We start from the raw sequence: 18063 nt of genomic DNA on the forward strand, positions 1-18063 counted from the left end.
TTATTTTTATTGTTTTTTTGATAATTTTTCTTTTTCCTTTAACAGGTCATTGTACATGCTTTCATATATTTTATTCATTTTTCTTATAGTACGCTTTATTGCGGCCTGTGGTTTACCCGTACTAACCTTGATATAAATTTGCGGGTTGTCTATTTCAGGATGCTTTATGTAGTAATGGGCTATTTCTACCTTATCGTCCTTGGTAACCTCTTCCATTAAAGGTCTTAAAAGCGTATTATCATAATTAATTACCTCTAATGTAATAGAATCTTTATTCCTTGAAACAACATTAAATTTTGAATCCATAAAACATCATTATATCTGAATATATATTTATTACTAATTTAATAGCATTAGGCACTGAAAATGTCATTTTAAAAATAGAACATAAAAGTTATTAATATAAAAGTCTCTATGAATCAATATGAACTATTATGCAAAATTCTTCCATGTTAAAATGTATTTTAGAATAAATTATTTATATTCGAATAAGCATAAAAAAAAGATATTTAAATATTAAAGTATTATATGGTAAAAGGAAATAATCCTATTAAAGGTGAAAAAATATGGCACAGGAATTACCACACATAAATTTAGTAGTAATAGGGCATGTAGATCACGGGAAATCTACCCTTGTAGGGAGGTTGTTATACGAGCACGGAGAAATCCCACAGCACATTATAGATGAATACAAAAAGGAATCAGAGGAAAAGGGAAAGGCAACATTTGAATTTGCCTGGGTTATGGATAGATTCAAGGAAGAGAGGGAGAGAGGAGTTACAATTGATCTTACACATAGGAAATTTGAAACAGACAAGTATTACTTTACAATTATAGATGCCCCGGGCCACAGGGATTTTGTCAAAAACATGATTACAGGTACAAGCCAGGCAGATGCAGCCGTCCTTGTTGTTTCAGCAAGGGAAGGAGAGGGCGTCATGGCACAGACAAAGGAACACGCATTCCTTGCCAGAACACTTGGAGTGCCACAGCTTATATGTGTTGTTAATAAGATGGATGCCACACAGCCGCCGTACAGTGAGGCAAGATTCAACGAGGTTAAGGACCAGATCACAAAGCTTCTCACACCAATTGGATACAGGGACGTTCCAATTATACCTATAAGTGGATACAAGGGTGATAACATACTAAAGGCCAGTCCAAACCTTTCATGGTGGAAGGGCCCAACATTAATGGATGCACTTAATGCATTAAAGGTTCCTCAGAAGCCAACAGACAAACCATTAAGAATACCTGTTGAGGATGTATATTCAATTACCGGTATAGGAACAGTTCCAGTTGGAAGGGTTGAAACAGGTATTATAAAGGTAAACGACAAGGTTATATTCATGCCTGCAAACAAGGCTGGAGAGGTAAAGTCAATAGAGATGCATCACACACCAATGCAGCAGGCTGAGCCAGGAGATAATATAGGTTTCAACGTAAGGGGTATTGCAAAGAACGACCTTAAGAGGGGTGACGTCTGCGGTCCACAGTCAAACCCACCAACAGTTGTCAAATCATTTACAGCCCAGATAGTTGTATTGCAGCACCCAAGCGTTATAGCCGCAGGATACAAGCCTGTATTCCATGTCCATACAGCACAGGTTGCATGCAGAATTGATGAAATCATCAGGACAATAAATCCAAAGGATGGTACAACATTAAAGGACAAGCCAGATTTCATCAAGGCCGGAGATATAGCAGTTGTTAAAGTCGTTCCAGACCGCCCACTTGTACTTGAGAAGGTATCCGAGTTCCCACAGCTCGGAAGGTTCGCAATCAGGGATATGGGCATGACAGTTGCAGCAGGTCAGTGCATAGATCTTGAAAAAGCATCAGCGTGATCATAAATGGCATATAAAGCACGTATTTCACTTAGTGGCACTGAAAATAAAATAGTTGACGTTGTCTGCGACGAAATTAAAACAATTGCCAAAAGAACCGGCGTTGAAATACATGGACCAATACCATTACCAACGAAACGGCTCATGGTACCTGTGAGAAAGAGTCCTGATGGTGAGGGCTCACCCACATGGGACCGCTGGGAGATGAGGGTTCATAAAAGGCTTATAGATGTTGACGCAGACGAAAGAACATTAAGGCAATTAATGAGAATATCTATACCTGATGGTGTTAGAATAGAAATACAGATAAAGAGTTAATTTTTTTAATTTTTATTGTTTGAAAATAGTATTAAATAATAATTTACAATATGGTTTTTTATAAGGTGTTATTATGGGTCGAAAAGAGGATAATATTGCAAAGGCAATGAAATTAATTGAAAATCCTGAAAGAATTAGGAATATAGATATAGCAGCTCATATAGATCATGGTAAAACCACGCTTAGTGATAACCTTATAGCCGGCGCGGGAATGATGAGTGAGGAACTTGCAGGTAAACAGCTTCTTCTGGATTATGATGAGCAGGAACAGGCAAGGGGAATAACAATTAATGCCGCAAATGCATCAATGGTGCATGAGGTTGATGGGAAAGAATATTTAATTAATCTTATAGACACACCAGGTCATGTGGACTTTGGTGGGGACGTTACAAGGGCCATGAGGGCTGTCGATGGCACGGTAATAGTTGTTGATTCAGTTGAGGGTGTCATGCCCCAGACAGAAACAGTTGTGAGGCAGGCATTAAAGGAAAAGGTTAAACCTGTTTTGTTTATTAATAAGGTTGACAGGTTAATAAATGAGTTGAAGTTAAATGCAGAGGAAATGCAGAAGAGATTTATTAAGGTCATTTCCGATGTAAATAGGCTTATATCTAAATATGCACCAGAAGAGTTTAAAAATTCATGGCTTGTAAATGTACAGGCCGGAACCGTAGCCTTTGGTTCTGCATATAATAACTGGGCACTGTCTGTGCCGGCCATGGGCATATTTAAGATAACATTTAAGGAAATTACAGATCTCGTCAGCAGTGGCAGGCAGAGAGAGCTTGCAAAAAAGGCACCGCTGCATAAGGTTGTTCTTGATATGGTAATCAAAAATCTGCCAAATCCGGCAGAGGCACAAAAATACAGAATACCCCAGATATGGCATGGAGACCTTGACTCCGAGGTTGGAAAGGCCATGCTTAAGTGCGATGATAATGGGCCGGTAAGCATGATGATTACAAAGATCCTAATAGACCCGCATGCTGGAGAAATTGCCGTGGGAAGGGTTTTTAGCGGCATAATTAGGAAGGGCAGTGAGCTTTATGTTACCGGTGCCGGCAAATCAAAGGTTCAGCTGCTATCAATGATGGTTGGTCCAGACAGAATAGCAGTAGATGAGATCGCTGCAGGAAACATAGCTGCGGTAATAGGTCTAAAGGGAGCGATTGCCGGTTCCACAGTATCCTCAATACCGGACATGGAGGATTTTGAGCCAATGTCCCATTATTCAGATCCGGTTGTAACACTGGCCATAGAGGCAAAGCATACGGCAGACCTTCCCAAACTTATAGATGTTTTGAGGTCGGTTTCAAAGGCAGACCCATCAATACAGGTTGATATAAATCAGGAAACAGGTGAGCATTTAATATCAGGTATGGGTGAACTTCATCTGGAAATTACACTTTACAGGATAAAGAATGATTATAAGATCGATGTGGTAACATCAGAACCGCTTGTTGTTTACAGGGAGACCGTTGATAAGACTGGCGGGCCATTCGAGGGAAAATCACCAAACAAACATAACAGATTCTATTTCAAGGTTGAGCCACTGCCATCTGGCGTTGTTCAGGCAATACTTGATGGAAAGGTGCCAGAGGGATCAAAGTTTAAGGACAGAAAGGCTGTTATGGCAACACTTGAGGAGGCCGGATTAACGCATGATGAGGCCAGGGGTCTTGTTTCAATACACGGCACAAATGTTATGCTTGATATGACCAAGGGAATACAGTACCTTGATGAGACCATGGAGCTTCTCATAGAGTCATTTAATGAATCTCTTGATAAGGGTCCTCTTGCAAATGAGAAGGTTTATGGTGTTAAGGTAAGCCTTATGGATGCCAAGCTTCATGAGGATAGTATTCATAGGGGCCCGGCACAGGTTATACCTGCTGGAAGGAACTCCATTTATGGTGCAATGTGCCAGGCAGGCAGGGTTTTACTTGAACCAATACAGAAGGTTTACATAAGCGTACCCCAGGAATTGATGGGTCCCGTAACCAGTGAAATGCAGCAGAGGCGTGGTGTCGTTGAGGATATGCAGCAGAATGGGGATGAAATAACCGTTGTTGCAAAGGTTCCGGTGGCAGGTATGATCGGTTTTGCATCTGCCATTAGGAGCGCTACAGGTGGAAAGGCCATCTGGAACTCAGAAAATGCAGGGTATCAGAGGGTACCATATGAACTTCAGGCCGGCATAGTTGCAAAAATTAGGGAGAGAAAGGGACTTAAACCAGAACCCTATGATGAGTCCTATTATGCCTCCCTGTAATTTTAATCAAAACATTTTTTAGATATAAATTAATCATTTTTTATGAAATATTTATGTTTTAATGGTCATGATCGTAAAAATAATGAGTTATTCTGCAATGTTTGTGGATCCCCATTTGAAATAATTGTGGATGAAAAATATCATGACAAAATACTCGATAACTATCCATATATAAAAAAATGGATAAACCTGGGTGAGGTTACCACACCAGTAATCGGTAACGGAGACCTTTATTTTAAACTTGATTATTATTCTCCAACATTCTCATACAAGGACCGTGGTTCAAGGACATTAATATCCTATTTGGCATCCAAATACGATAATCATAATTTAAGCATAAATGAGGATTCATCAGGCAATGCCGGTGCATCCATAGCTGCCTATGGCCATATGGCGGGTTTTAATGTAAATATATTTGTTCCTGAAACAGCAAATGCAATGAAGCTTGGTCAAATAAAGCTTTACGGTGCAAATATAATAAAGGTTAAGGGCAGCAGGGATGAGGTTCAGAATGTGGCAATGAAATACGATGGAATATATGCATCCCATGTGTTAAACCCTGAGTTCAGGGATGGCATACGAACCCTGGCATATGAGATATTTAACCAGTTTGAGCATATGCCTGATAGGGTTTTTATACCGGTTTCAGCCGGAACATTACTTTCAGGGTTATTCTCAGGTTTTAAGCACCTTCTTGATTCTGGGGAGATAAATAAAATACCGGAAATAATTGGTGTCCAGCCTGAGATTATATCACCATTATGCTCTCAAATCAACGGTACATTATTTGATGAGAACAATGATAAGTCATCTGTGGCCGATGCACTTGTATCCAAAAAGCCCGTGTTAATTAAAAAAATGTATGATATTATTAAAAATTATGGAAGATGTGTTACTGTATCTGAAAATGAAATAATTACGGCAAGAGGTGATCTAGCATTATCAGGCATACTTACCGAATACAGTTCTGCCACGGTATATGCCGCATATAAAAAATTAAACAAATATGGTAAAAATCTTTTAATACTTACAGGAAATGGCTTAAAAACAAATTATTAATTTACCTCGTAATCCTTACCATTTATGGTAAAATAATATGATACATTGATACCTGCATTTTTAACAGTTAATGAGACTGAACAGTACTTTGTCATTGATAATTTAATGGCCTTTGCTGCACTTTCCGGATCAACATCTCCCTCAAATATATAATGTATTTTCGCATATTTGAGAAATCTTGGGTGCTCATCCCTTTTTTCTCCCTCAATCTCACATCTATATGATTTTATATCCATCTTCATTTTGTTTAAAATTACAAGAACATCATCACTGGTGCATGCACCCATGGCCATTAATAATAATTCTGTTGGTGAATGATAAATCTCCTTTCCAACAATCGAATTCTTAATTTTTACATCATCCTTCCCATCATCTGATATAAACCCTATATCATTATCGAATTTTATCGACACCTTCATGGAAATTGATTTTTATACATTATATAAAGTTTATTCACTGGTAAATTTTGTAATTATTTCATTCACAACGTATTCCGGAACACCTGTTTCCTTTGATGTCCTGGATATATCAAGATTCTCAAGAAATGATCTTATTACCTTTCTGCAGAAATCATCGTATTTATCCGCCGCAGTTTTTAATTTCTCAATAATTTTATCTTTTATTGCCAGTAATTCGGTACGTTTTTTCTCAATATCATTTATGGCATTATTTATATCGTTTAATTTTTTTATAAGAGAGATGTTTAAATCAGGCAGGTCAACTTTATTTTCATATTCTATATCCAGTTTTTTGATTCCCATAAAATTTTTTGAATAATCTATAATTATCGTTGAAAATCCCTGAGATTTATATATTTTTCTAGGTGCACCAAGGGAGGATGGTATAATTCCGCTGGCAGACACAAGCCCTATTTTTTCCAGTATATCAAGCTGCTTCTTAATTGCCTGCTGTGATATTCCCATGGCCTTGCTAAGCTCAAGTGCATATGAATCATAATTTGCCAGCATTTTAAGCAATTCCCTTCTGGTATTATTTTCCAGTATGTTAAGTAACGTCCATAGATCATCCTCTATTGAAATCACCCTAAAATTAAAAAGAATAATTTAATGGTTTTAATCTATTTTCACTGTCTTTCCAGAATTCCTTCCGCCAGTTTTTGATATTGTGACATCGAGGACACCATTTGTGAACTTTGCAGAAACGCTGTTTACATCCACTGGTGTGTTGAACTCTATGTTTTTGTAATATTTTCTTTTGTCAGTGTCAACAGTTAATTCCACATTATACTCATTTACAGTTAATTTTATGTCTGATTTATCAACGCCGGGCAGTTCATATGTTATGTATATATTTTTATTATCCTCATTGATATCTGTTAATGGCTCCCTGAAACCCTCTTTTATGTTCTCGTTGAATCCAAGCCTCCTTGGTACGTTCCCAAATTCCTGGAATGTTGGCTTGCCGTCAGGGCCTATCTTATATGTAAAGCCATATACATATGGACCCATAACCTTGGCATTACTGTTACCTTTCATTACAGATTCCCAGAATTTGGCTATTTCGTTATTTATCCTCCTCATGTCAAAGCCAAATTCATCGTACAGCTCATCAAATATATCATCCCAGTCATCATATTTTTTATCCACCATATATCTCACCTCAGTTGACAACCTTTAGTTGTCAACTTATATATTAAAAAATAGTATATAAAGTTTTCTACTAAAATGTTATTATATTGCACCATGATTTTTTTAGTCATTATAAAGCAATACATTTTTCATTGCAAACAAATTCCATATTTATATGCAATTAACAGAGCGACACCATATCGGCTTATTATCTTTTTAGTGCTTATTATAAAAAATAATCTTAAAAATTAATCCTCCCCATCCTTATGTATGTAGAAGGTTCCTATGATATTCTCTATATCAGAATCAGGAAGCCTGAACTCCCTTATCTTAATATTGCTTTCAAGAAGCATTAATTTTGCAAGGTCATCAGGGTAACCTTCAGCATATATAATCTCTGTTAATCCTGCATTCATTATCATCTTGGAGCAAACAACGCATGGATGTGTGGTAACATATATTTTGGCTCCCTTAATGCTTACTCCATTTACAGCAGCCTCTATAATTGCATTCTGTTCAGCATGCAATCCCCTGCACAGTTCATGCCTTTCGCCTGATGGTATACCCATCTCATCACGTATGCATCCAACAACGTCACAGTTAACGGTGTGTGTTGGTGGTCCATTATAGCCTGTGGCCAGAACCTGGTTATCCCTAACGATAACAGCACCCACCTTTCTTCTGGTGCAGTTAGATCTGGATGCGGCAAGATAGGCCATCCTCATAAAGTATTCATCCCAGGTTGGCCTCCTATATTCATACTCCATGCTTATTAATTAATAATAATGATATAAATATTATTTAAAATTTATCTTAACATTCACTATATATAAAAATAAAATTTATCCTAAAGTATTAATTATAATGTATTTAATAAGATTATATTTATGTATGTCCATGCATTATGGACTATATGCCGGAAGAATTTGATATAGATTTTTTTAGGGATACAGGTTTTATGAGGAAACAGTGTATATCATGTTCATCATATTTCTGGACCCTTGATTCTGAGAAAAAGACATGCGGTGACCCTGCATGTGAAAGCTATTCCTTTATAGGCAACTCACCAGTATACAGGAAATATACAATAGATGAGATGCGTGAAGAGTTTATAAAATTCTTTCAGAATGACAGTGAATTCAGGCATAAATTTATTCCAGCATATCCCGTGGTTCCCAGATGGCGCGATGATGTGCTTCTTGTAAACGCATCAATTTATGATTTTCAGCCACAGGTTACGTCCGGGCTTGTACCACCTCCGGGTAATCCAATTGTAATGTCACAGCCAAGTATAAGGATGCTTGACCTCGATCTGGTTGGCAAAACCGGGCGGCATTTGACAACATTTGAGATGCTGTGCCATGATGCATTTAACTATGAGGATAAATTTGTATACTGGAAGAATGAAACAATACGATACTCATTTAGATTTTTAACTGAAAGGCTTAAGGTTGATAAAAATTTAATTACGTATAAGGAAAAACCATGGTTTGGTGGGGGGAATGCTGGCAATGCTGTTGAGGTTTTTGTTAGGGGACTGGAGGTTGCAACCCTCGTATTCATGGACTTAAAGGAGGACCCAAACGGCGATGTTGAAATAGAGGGTACAAAATATTCGCACATGCCATTGAGGGTTGTTGATACGGGATATGGGCTGGAACGTCTGGTATGGCTATCCGCGGCAACATCAACAATCTATGATGCAATATATGATAAAACAATTAATTTTTTAATAGAAAATTCTAAGGCTAAAAAAATTAATGATAAAATTATGGCAAAGATCTCAGAAATCTCAGCTGTTATAGACCCATACAGTGAAGAAAAGGTTATGAATGAAGTTAAAAAATTTATGGAATCCAAAAAAATGGAATATAATGAAGATTTCATTAAACAGCTAAAGTTTCTAAGAGAGGTTTATTCACTTGCAGATCACACCAAAACGCTGTTACTTATGTTTTCAGATTATGTTATCCCCTCCAATGTGAAGGTTGGCTATCTGGCCAGAACGTTAATAAGGAGGTCATTTAGATTTATTGATGATATTGGATTTAAATATGATCTTGAAAAACTCCTTGAATTTCAGTATGGTGAGTTTAAAAATATAATTCCAAGGTTCGATGAAAAATTTATTTCCGATATAATAAAGATAGAGAGGGAAAAATATAATGCTGTTAATCAATCATCATTCAACATTGTTAAAAAATTTATAAAGGATGACGATTTACCTCTGGACAGCATTATCCGACTTTATGAGTCCTATGGAATAAATGAGGATCTAATTTCAGATATTTACCACCAAATTACTGGTAAAACATTAATCATTCCGGATAATTTCCATGAACTGATAATTAAAAACAAGGAGATTGGCCGTAAAGAAACAAAAAAGCAGCTTACCTTTCCAGATATAAAAACAAGGCCATTGTACTACGACAACACAAAAATTCTTGAGTTTACCGCAAATGTATTGTATTCATGTGATAAAAAAATTATACTTAACCAAACGGCGTTTTATCCAGAGGGCGGTGGGCAGCCTTATGATCTTGGTTATTTCATATACAACGGAAAACGTATAAACGTCTTAAATGTGCAAAAATATGGTGATTCAATAGTTCATTTTCTTGATTCGGATATACCCGAACATTCTAGGATTAAGGGTGTTGTTGATTATAATAGAAGACATCAGCTTATGATACATCATTCAGCAACACATCTGCTCCTTGGGGTAATGAGGTCATATTTTGGAGACCATGTATGGCAGAGTGGGGTAAAAAAGGATGTTAATGAATCAAGGCTGGATATAACACATTATAAAAAAATCACCGAGGAGGATATAAAAAATATAGAGGATTTATGTTTTAGGGCCATAGAGGATGGTAAAACAATAAGGGTTACAAACGAGAAATGGAATACGGCATTGGATAAATACGGTTTCAGGCTCTTCGAGGGAGGGGTACCTGTATCAAAAACAATAAGGGTTGTAACCATCCAGGATATAGATTCGGAGGGTTGTGGGGGCACGCATTTAGATAACACATCAGAAATACATTTTATTAAAATAATAAAAACTGAAACACTTCAGGAGGGCATTCAAAGGGTTACATTTGCAGCAGGTCCGGCTGCATTAAGATACGTACAGAAATTATACAACATAATAAAGGCGGAACAGGAATATATGCGTGTTGATGAGGATAAAATAGCCGATCAATCAAAGAAATACATTGAGGAATTAATAAGTTTAAGGAAAACTTACGATGATCAGTCCAGGGAGATAACAAAAAATATTATAAATAACCCTGAAAAAATAAATAACATTAATGTGTATAACATTGAAAATTATACGAATATAAAACTGCTTATATCGGCACTTCAAAAGTTTAATCAGGAATCCATAGTAATCAACAGGCTCCAGAATGAGGTTATTATTTATATAATATCCGGGCAGGCATCATCAATTACAGACAGCCTTATAAGCTTAATAAAGAATAATGGTATCGAGCCGGACAGGGTAACAAAATCACATGGTATATGTATAATGAATGTAAACAACATTAAAAATACAGATATACTATTGGATTCTATTAAAAAAGTGAAAAGTTAATTAAGGTGATTTTGGTAAGTATAAAAGTATGGACAATCCAGATAAAATTATAAATTTAACAAAATTTTATTTTGATTTTAAGAAATATGAGATATCAGAAGATTCAATAACATTCGATATAAACTGTAATGGCGATGAAAGGAATTTTTCAGAGTATATAGATCAGCTTAATTTAATTGGATACACAGCATTTACTGATTATTATGATGGCTGCAAATTAATAGTTATAAAATATAGCAAACATGGTGGGCATTCCATTATTAAGATCATTATGGGTATAATAACAATTTCCACAATAATTTACAGTGGATTTATATATGATTTATCATACTCTGGTGGAACTCCTGTTAAAAGCCTGCTGGGAGGTATATTTTTTTTTGCAGTCCCATTAATGATTATTATTTTGTTCCGGGAGTTTGGCAGATATATTGCATTTAAAAGAAGCGGCATGCATTATTCCTTTCCAATTATGGTCCCATCCCTTGGTATAGGCACACTGGGTTTTATTAATACATCAAGGGATCAGTATAAAACCGGAAAATCCATGCTTTTTTCAGGATTTTTATCAATACTCTTTGGTTTTATCTCATCAATAATAATTATAATTCTGGGCTTTTTTTATGAGCCTTCAGTATTAATATATCATAACATTGATTACATGCCCGTAAATAGATTGGATTTACCATTAATGTCAACATTTTTTTTAAACAAAATAATCCCTGCTGCAAGCTTAAAGCCTCCAATGGAATTTGCAGGCTATTCAGGATTAATAAGCACTGCCCTAAATGCACTTCCATTAGGATTTCTTGATGGTGGTCTTGTATCCTCGGCAATTTCAGGAAAAAACCAGATATATTTATCCATTGTTTCAATTATTATACTTCTAACTTTAAGTTTTATATTTCCGTTTATACTTATACTTTTAATTATCTCCGTTATAATAGGAATTAGAGGGCCGGCACCGTTAAATAATTTGATAAAAATTCCAAAAAAGGCAATGATTACCGCAGCCACCATTGTTACTTCCATACTCATATTTACCATGGTTCCTGCAGGGATTCAGGTCAATCATAATGGCGGAATAACTGTAAATATGCCATCATATGTAATTGTCAATAAAAACTGGCATGAAAATGCAACGCTTAAGGTGAGCATTGTAAACCACGGTGCTGGGAGAATAACCCCACAGTTCTATATAGATAACCTGAGCATGGTGGTTAACAATGGTCCCATGTATATAAATCCTGGTGGTTCAGGAACTTATAATATAAGCATTATGACGTATAATACAAACCTGAGCGGTTATAAAGACTATAAAATGTTGATATATACCGGTATGCAGACTTACAATGGCACGCTTAAGGTATATTATATTAAATCCACGCCAACAATGGTATCAGGAAATTACAGTAATACAAGTTCCGGAACAGTAGTGATTGGTGCAATGGTTGGAAGCAATATAACACTTAAAATATCAAACAATCTAAATTATACAATGAATTTACAGGCGGTATCGATATCCAACGGTATGGATATATTCAAGCTGACAAACTCTCATATATGGGAAAATATAACAGCGTCATCAAACATATTTGGCAACGGTATTATGCTTCCGCCGGACCACTCAATAAATATTACATTTAGGGCCCTAACACCAGGAACATGGATAATATTATTCTATTCTAATAATACATCCACACTTGTTATAATAAATGTGCATGCAGTTCATAAAAGATTTACATTTTCATTCTTTTTATTATTTCATCAGCAAATTCAGAACATTTTACAGGCTCAATATGCTCACGATCTGCAAGGTCCTTGGGGAGCTTATTCTCAATAAAGGTCTGGTGAACCGCATTTTCAATTATCTCAGATGATTTTTCCCATCCAAGGTACTTAAGCATCATTGATCCAGACATTATAAATGAGATTGGGTCAGCCACATCATACCCCGCATCCTGTGGTGCAGATCCCTGTATTGCCTCGAAAAAAGCAATACCATCACCAAAACTTCCACCATATTCTATATTAACCGAATTAACCAAAAATGATAATATAATCCTGTTTGAATAATTATCAAGTAAAACCATATCAAAATTTTCCGGATGATCAATTATCTGGCCGATAAATTCAGTTAATTCCATAATTTCAACATCCGGACTTGGGTTTAATTTTAATATTTCCTCCCGGCACCACTCAGGAAACTCTGGGTTTATCCTGCTATATACAATTGTTATTCTGTTCTTTCTATTATAATTATAATACTCGGCTGCAAGTTTTGCCATTTTTTTTGCCCTGAATCTGCTCTGGCTGATTATCATCAGGGCTGAATCCTGGCTTATATTTATATCATAATTTTCTGACATAAAATTAATTAAGTCCCTTGTTTTTTCAGAGGAATAATTAAAAGTGATTTCATTGTTCACCGAATCCCTGATTACTGTAATATACAGCCTTTCAAAATTTTTTATCATAACCGATATGCCCGGTAAATATCTTATTACCCTGACATTGGCATATAATCCAAGTTTTTGCCTTAAAAGTACATTTATGTTGCTTCTGTCCGGAAGGAAATTAAGTGTGGACTTCATTATTACCCTTATCTTTTTAATTTCCTCAAGTGAAATATCAGGTATGTATCTACCATACCTCTCATATGCCTCCCTGCCAATTATTATCTTATGCCATTCTATTGATTTTTCTCCTGAATAGGCTAGTTCAACAGCACTGTTCACGACCTTAATCATTGATGCTGTAATTTCAGGCCCGATGCCATCACCCTCAATGTATCCAACTGTGGTATGATTTGGTACATTCAGTTTATTATCATCGGAAACTGTTATGTTCATACACCACTTTATGCTTTATTTTATTTAATTTTATTGTTTGTTTTTTATTTCAATTAAAAGTTTTTTATACAAATTAATAATAATTGATTATGAGAACAGAACATGATGTTATCGGCGATGTATCCATAGAGGATAATGTTTATTATGGTGTAAATACATACAGGGCCAAAAATAATTTTCAAATCTCAGGAATAACTGCTGATTCTGATCATATAAAATCCATGGCACTTGTTAAAAAGGCTGCGGCATATGCCAATTATAAATCAGGCAAATTGGGGGAGGACCTTTACAGGGAAATATCCAGGGCATGTGATAGATTAATCAACGGAGAATTTAGGGACCAGTTTGTTGTTGATGTGTTTCAGGCCGGTGCCGGCACATCATTTAACATGAACACAAATGAGGTAATAGCAAATATCGTGCTGGAATCAATGGGCCATAAAAAAGGCGAATACAAATACGTGCATCCAAACGACATTATAAATATGAGCCAGTCAACAAATGATGTGTATCCAACAATGATGCGTGTTAATATAATGATTAAATCACAGAAATTCATCGAAAATGCTGAGCATCTTTTGGAATCATTAAAATCCAAGGCCCTTGAATTTAAGGATATATATAAAACCGGGAGGACACATCTTCAGGATGCGGTCAGGGTAACCCTGGGTGATGAATTCAATGCATATTACTATGGATTATCAAAGAGCCTTGGTGAATATAAAAACGCACTTGAGTACATCCTTGAATTAAATATAGGTGGTACTGCAGTGGGCAATGGTGCAAATACACCGGAAAATTATAAAAAATATGCTGTTGAGGCGCTTTCCACGGAAACTGGCTTTAATTTCAGGGAAAGCCCTAATACCATGGGCATAATGCAATTTATGACCGATTTTTCAAGGGTTATGAATGCACTCGCCAACATATCCCTTGATATAAGCAAAATAGCCGATGATCTGAGGCTCCTTTATTCCGGCCCAGGATCGGGCATACATGAAATAGTTCTGCCAGCTGTTCAGCAGGGGTCATCCATAATGCCCGGGAAAATTAATCCATCAATAGCCGAGGCCATGAATATGATATGCAATTCCATACTTGGATCACAGATGGCGGTTAATTATTCCGTTAAGGCGGGACAGCTTGAATTAAATGTAATGATGCCACATATGGATTACGAAATATCAAAGTCCATAGACAGGCTCTCAAATGGAATTAAAATGCTTGATGAAAAGGCAATATCAGGAATTAAACCCGATTTAAATAAAATCAGGGAAAACATGGAAAGAAGCTTTGGTTCAGCAGCACTTTTAAACCCCTATCTTGGCTATGATACAGTGGCAAAAATAGTTGAGGAGGCCCTTGAAACAGGAAAAAGCATTAAAGAACTTGCACTTAAAACAGGAAAAATAGACGAAAAAAAATACAATGAAATATTTAGCTTTCTGAAATAATTTTTATATACCAACCCATGGGTCTTTTTTAAATGCCTTTGAAACTATCATTGTATCGTATTTTATAACTCCCGGTTTTGTTGCAAGCTTATCCTCAAACTCCTGTATTGCCTCAAGATTCAAAAATAATCCCTGAAGAAGCAGCTGATTCTGCCCCCTCCTTCTGTAAAGGGAAAGCACATCAGGTTCATTTGCTATATCCTCTGCAATTTCATCAAGTTTTTCTGCCTCTGTATCTATTCTTATACATACCTTTATGCTATTTTCTATGGAATGCAGGTCAACAAGTGCAGAGAAACCGGTAATAATTTTTTTTCTTACAAGCTCATTAATCCTGCGTCTTACAGTAGCCTCACTGGTATTAAGCATTTTGGCTATTTCAGCATTTGACATTCTTGCATTATATCTCAAAAAACACATAATTTCCTTATCCAGCTCGTCAAAAGGCAGTATTGATGCGTCAATTTTGCTCCATCTTATGGATAAATCACACTCATAATTTTTACCGTCATTTTTATCTATATTTTTTTCTTCTGTCATATTTTTGTATTTTAATTCGATATATAACTTTTTTTATTTTTTTATGAACTAATTTTACTTTTTATTATCGAAAAATAATGTTAAACTATACTAATATATCACCATATTGCTTTATATAGTAGAAAAAAATTTTTATTTGTTAATGTAAATTCATAAAAATCATTATTAATTAATTTGCCATATATGACCATTATGAAAATATATTTTGAATCATATGGATGCACTCTTGAAAAATCCGAATCATCATTATATTTAAATAAGCTGCTTATGGATAAAAATAACACACTGGTTTCTGATCCGAATAAGGCTGATCTTAGCATAATAGGCACCTGTGTTGTAATAAAGCACACAGAGGATAAGATGATCAGGAGAATAGCCGATCTATCCTCAAAATCCAAAAGAGTGAAGGTTCTTGGATGCCTTAGCACAGTTAACGGAAACACTCTTGAGGGAGAGAATATTGAGGTCATTAAACCCCATGAGTTCAGGGATTTCTACCGTGGGTCTCTGGATGATATTGAAATAAATTCCGGGGTTTATGATGGTATACCAATAAACCAGGGGTGTACAGGAAGCTGTAATTTCTGTATTTCTCATATAGCCCGTGGAAAATTGCTATCAAGACCTCCAGAAAAGATTGTACGCCAAATAGAAATGGAACTGGATCGCGGTATACAGGAAATAAGAATATCATCTCTTGATACCGCGGCATATGGAAAGGATCTTGGCATTGATCTTGCCGACCTTATAAACAGTATAGTTTCCATAAACCGTAAATTTAAACTGCGTGTGGGAATGATGGAGCCAAGAAACACACATGACATACTTGAAAAATTAATAAAATCATATCAAAATGATAAGGTATTTAAATTCCTTCACCTGCCAGTTCAGAGTGCTGACAATAATGTTCTTTCAGCCATGAACCGTGAGTATACCATTGAGGAGGCCTCCAGGGTTTTCAACGAATTTAAAAAATCTTTTCCGGATATGGTGTTATCAACAGATATAATACTTGGATATTATAAGGATTCTGAAGAAAGCTTTGAAAGAACATATAAATTCATACAGGATCTTAAACCTGATATAATAAACATTACAAGGTTCTCCCCAAGACCATACACAAAAGATTTTGATAAGCAGCCATTAAATTCCAATACACTTAAATCATGGTCAAACCAGTTAATAAAGCTCCATGAGGACATAATATCAAAAAAATTTGAAAGATTCATTGGTCGTGAGGAGAATGTCCTTATAACCGAGACAGGGAAAAATGGCACATCCATAGGCAGGGATCTAAACTACCGTCCTGTGGTGCTAAGTGGAAACTACAGAAAGTATGAAAACGTAAAATGCAAAATAGTTTCATTTGGAAATAACTATCTTATTGGAGATGCAGAATAGATTATTATGCATTAATGCCTTTAGTTTCAGTATTTTTATTTTCCTCCTGTTTATCCACAGAGACTATTTCGTCCATCACATACCTTTTACTTTTTTTAAATCCAAAAATTAAATCAAATTCAGTGGGCGTAAGCACAGGCATTTTAAACTTTTCCTCATCGTCTATTGGCACCCTTGGGCATCCTGTGAAAATAATGGCATCACACATGAAATTTTCAAAATCGGCAGGATTAATATTATCTGCGCTTGTCATTATAACATTTTTATTAAGCGCCTTTAATTTTTCATAAATTTCATTTGCAATTTTCATTCTGTACTGTCCAATCTTGGTATCGACAACAACACAGAATCTCTTGGCATTCAATGCCCTTTCCATTCTTGCATAACGTTTTTTAAGAAAAATATCAGTATCATGCCTTATATTATGTATCTTTTTATCATTTAAATCAAGGATATAAACATCCCTGTCATCTGAAGATAACTGCACACCTATGCCATGGAAAAGTCCGGTGCTTATTAGGAGAAATGCATCAACATATAGAGATACAGAATGTGCAGTGCTAAAATTGCATCCAAGAACCTGCCCAGGATATTTTAGCCTCCCATCGTTTTTCCCAACGTAAACACTGAATCCGTTTCTTTCCAATCTATCCTTTATATAAAGCATTTCATTGTAGTACTGAACAGATGATAAAAGACCAATTTTATTTATGCCATCAGATTTAAGAACATCAAAGGTGGAATCATCTATTTCAATGGTATTGTAATAATATTCTATGAAAATAACAGGCAGTGGATAATTTATATTTGGTATCTCTGTGTGGCCTAGCTGAACAATGCAGTCAACACCTTCATAAATCTCCCTATTCCCAATATCACATGCACCGTAAAATGATGATGAGCTTACTATTACATTAAAATCTGAAGCAAAATAATTAAAAATGTCAAATGCCTGTGGTTTAAGGCCGTCTGGAATCTGTAATAAAATTTTTTTCGCATTCATCCGCTTTAACTGTTTAAATGCCTCCTCCTTATCCATAAAAACACCAATCATGGTATATGCCTTATTTATAAATCAAGTTATCTGTATAACTTTAAAACAAATAAAATATAATAAATAATGCATTGAATTAAAT

Annotated in this window: 16 protein-coding genes; 8 read left to right on the forward strand and 8 right to left on the reverse strand. The window is 35.6% G+C overall.

Annotated elements, in window-relative coordinates; genetic code table 11:
• Positions 1–6: 6 nt before the first annotated feature.
• Positions 7–306, reverse strand: a complete 300-nt coding sequence (locus tag QXW15_RS04500) for a DNA-directed RNA polymerase subunit L (RefSeq protein ID WP_048101898.1) — start codon at positions 304–306, stop codon at positions 7–9.
• 260 nt (positions 307–566) lie between these two features.
• On the opposite strand from QXW15_RS04500, the gene tuf reads away from it, so the two are divergent.
• From tuf to QXW15_RS04520, 4 genes are all read left to right on the forward strand, one after another.
• On the forward strand, positions 567–1847 hold the full coding sequence (gene tuf, locus QXW15_RS04505; protein WP_048101897.1) for a translation elongation factor EF-1 subunit alpha: 1281 nt from the start codon (positions 567–569) through the stop codon (positions 1845–1847).
• Between the two features lie 6 nt (positions 1848–1853).
• Positions 1854–2165, forward strand: coding sequence for a 30S ribosomal protein S10 (rpsJ, locus tag QXW15_RS04510; protein WP_048101896.1), 312 nt, complete (start codon positions 1854–1856; stop codon positions 2163–2165).
• 73 nt (positions 2166–2238) lie between these two features.
• Positions 2239–4437, forward strand: coding sequence for an elongation factor EF-2 (locus QXW15_RS04515; protein WP_048101895.1), 2199 nt, complete (start codon positions 2239–2241; stop codon positions 4435–4437).
• A gap of 42 nt (positions 4438–4479) precedes the next feature.
• Positions 4480–5496, forward strand: a complete 1017-nt coding sequence (locus tag QXW15_RS04520) for a pyridoxal-phosphate dependent enzyme (RefSeq protein WP_342790022.1) — start codon at positions 4480–4482, stop codon at positions 5494–5496.
• Here the strand turns inward: QXW15_RS04520 and QXW15_RS04525 are convergent.
• From QXW15_RS04525 to QXW15_RS04540, 4 genes are all read right to left on the reverse strand, one after another.
• Positions 5493–5915 carry an OsmC family protein gene (locus QXW15_RS04525; RefSeq protein WP_342790023.1) on the reverse strand — a complete coding sequence of 141 codons (423 nt, stop codon included), beginning with the start codon at positions 5913–5915 and terminating at the stop codon, positions 5493–5495. The genes QXW15_RS04520 and QXW15_RS04525 overlap by 4 nt on opposite strands.
• Before the next feature lie 30 nt (positions 5916–5945).
• Positions 5946–6539 (reverse strand): ArsR family transcriptional regulator, encoded by a 594-nt coding sequence (locus tag QXW15_RS04530; protein ID WP_342790024.1) that lies wholly within the window; start codon positions 6537–6539, stop codon positions 5946–5948.
• Positions 6540–6569: 30 nt separating this feature from the next.
• Positions 6570–7106, reverse strand: a complete 537-nt coding sequence (hsp20, locus tag QXW15_RS04535) for an archaeal heat shock protein Hsp20 (RefSeq protein ID WP_048102162.1) — start codon at positions 7104–7106, stop codon at positions 6570–6572.
• 227 nt (positions 7107–7333) lie between these two features.
• A complete protein-coding gene (locus QXW15_RS04540) occupies positions 7334–7852 on the reverse strand; it encodes a cytidine/deoxycytidylate deaminase family protein (RefSeq protein ID WP_048101891.1) in 519 nt (172 codons plus the stop codon).
• Positions 7853–7989: 137 nt separating this feature from the next.
• On the opposite strand from QXW15_RS04540, the gene alaS reads away from it, so the two are divergent.
• Both alaS and QXW15_RS04550 read left to right on the forward strand, forming a co-directional pair.
• Positions 7990–10683 carry an alanine--tRNA ligase gene (gene alaS, locus QXW15_RS04545; protein WP_236688945.1) on the forward strand — a complete coding sequence of 898 codons (2694 nt, stop codon included), beginning with the start codon at positions 7990–7992 and terminating at the stop codon, positions 10681–10683.
• A 28-nt stretch (positions 10684–10711) separates the two neighbouring features.
• Positions 10712–12523 (forward strand): hypothetical protein, encoded by a 1812-nt coding sequence (locus tag QXW15_RS04550; protein WP_054964381.1) that lies wholly within the window; start codon positions 10712–10714, stop codon positions 12521–12523.
• Here the strand turns inward: QXW15_RS04550 and QXW15_RS04555 are convergent.
• Positions 12420–13532: an isocitrate/isopropylmalate family dehydrogenase gene (locus QXW15_RS04555; RefSeq protein WP_048101888.1), complete on the reverse strand. Its 1113-nt coding sequence runs from the start codon at positions 13530–13532 to the stop codon at positions 12420–12422. The genes QXW15_RS04550 and QXW15_RS04555 overlap by 104 nt on opposite strands.
• 89 nt (positions 13533–13621) lie before the next feature.
• On the opposite strand from QXW15_RS04555, the gene QXW15_RS04560 reads away from it, so the two are divergent.
• Positions 13622–14986 carry an aspartate ammonia-lyase gene (locus QXW15_RS04560; RefSeq protein ID WP_342790025.1) on the forward strand — a complete coding sequence of 455 codons (1365 nt, stop codon included), beginning with the start codon at positions 13622–13624 and terminating at the stop codon, positions 14984–14986.
• Positions 14987–14989: 3 nt separating this feature from the next.
• Here the strand turns inward: QXW15_RS04560 and QXW15_RS04565 are convergent, their stop codons facing one another.
• The gene (locus tag QXW15_RS04565) at positions 14990–15526 is read right to left on the reverse strand and encodes an Lrp/AsnC family transcriptional regulator (RefSeq protein WP_048101886.1); all 537 of its coding nucleotides are present in this window, start codon (positions 15524–15526) and stop codon (positions 14990–14992) included.
• Between the two features lie 192 nt (positions 15527–15718).
• Here QXW15_RS04565 and QXW15_RS04570 point away from each other — a divergent pair, with 192 nt between their 5' ends.
• Positions 15719–16927 (forward strand): tRNA (N(6)-L-threonylcarbamoyladenosine(37)-C(2))-methylthiotransferase, encoded by a 1209-nt coding sequence (locus tag QXW15_RS04570; protein WP_342790026.1) that lies wholly within the window; start codon positions 15719–15721, stop codon positions 16925–16927.
• Positions 16928–16931: 4 nt separating this feature from the next.
• Here QXW15_RS04570 and dph2 read toward each other — a convergent pair whose 3' ends face one another.
• A complete protein-coding gene (gene dph2 / locus QXW15_RS04575; RefSeq protein ID WP_048102160.1) occupies positions 16932–17966 on the reverse strand; it encodes a diphthamide biosynthesis enzyme Dph2 in 1035 nt (344 codons plus the stop codon).
• Between the last annotated feature and the right edge of the window lie 97 nt (positions 17967–18063).

This window comes from Acidiplasma sp. (assembly GCF_038728925.1).
GTDB lineage: Archaea > Thermoplasmatota > Thermoplasmata > Thermoplasmatales > Thermoplasmataceae > Acidiplasma > Acidiplasma aeolicum.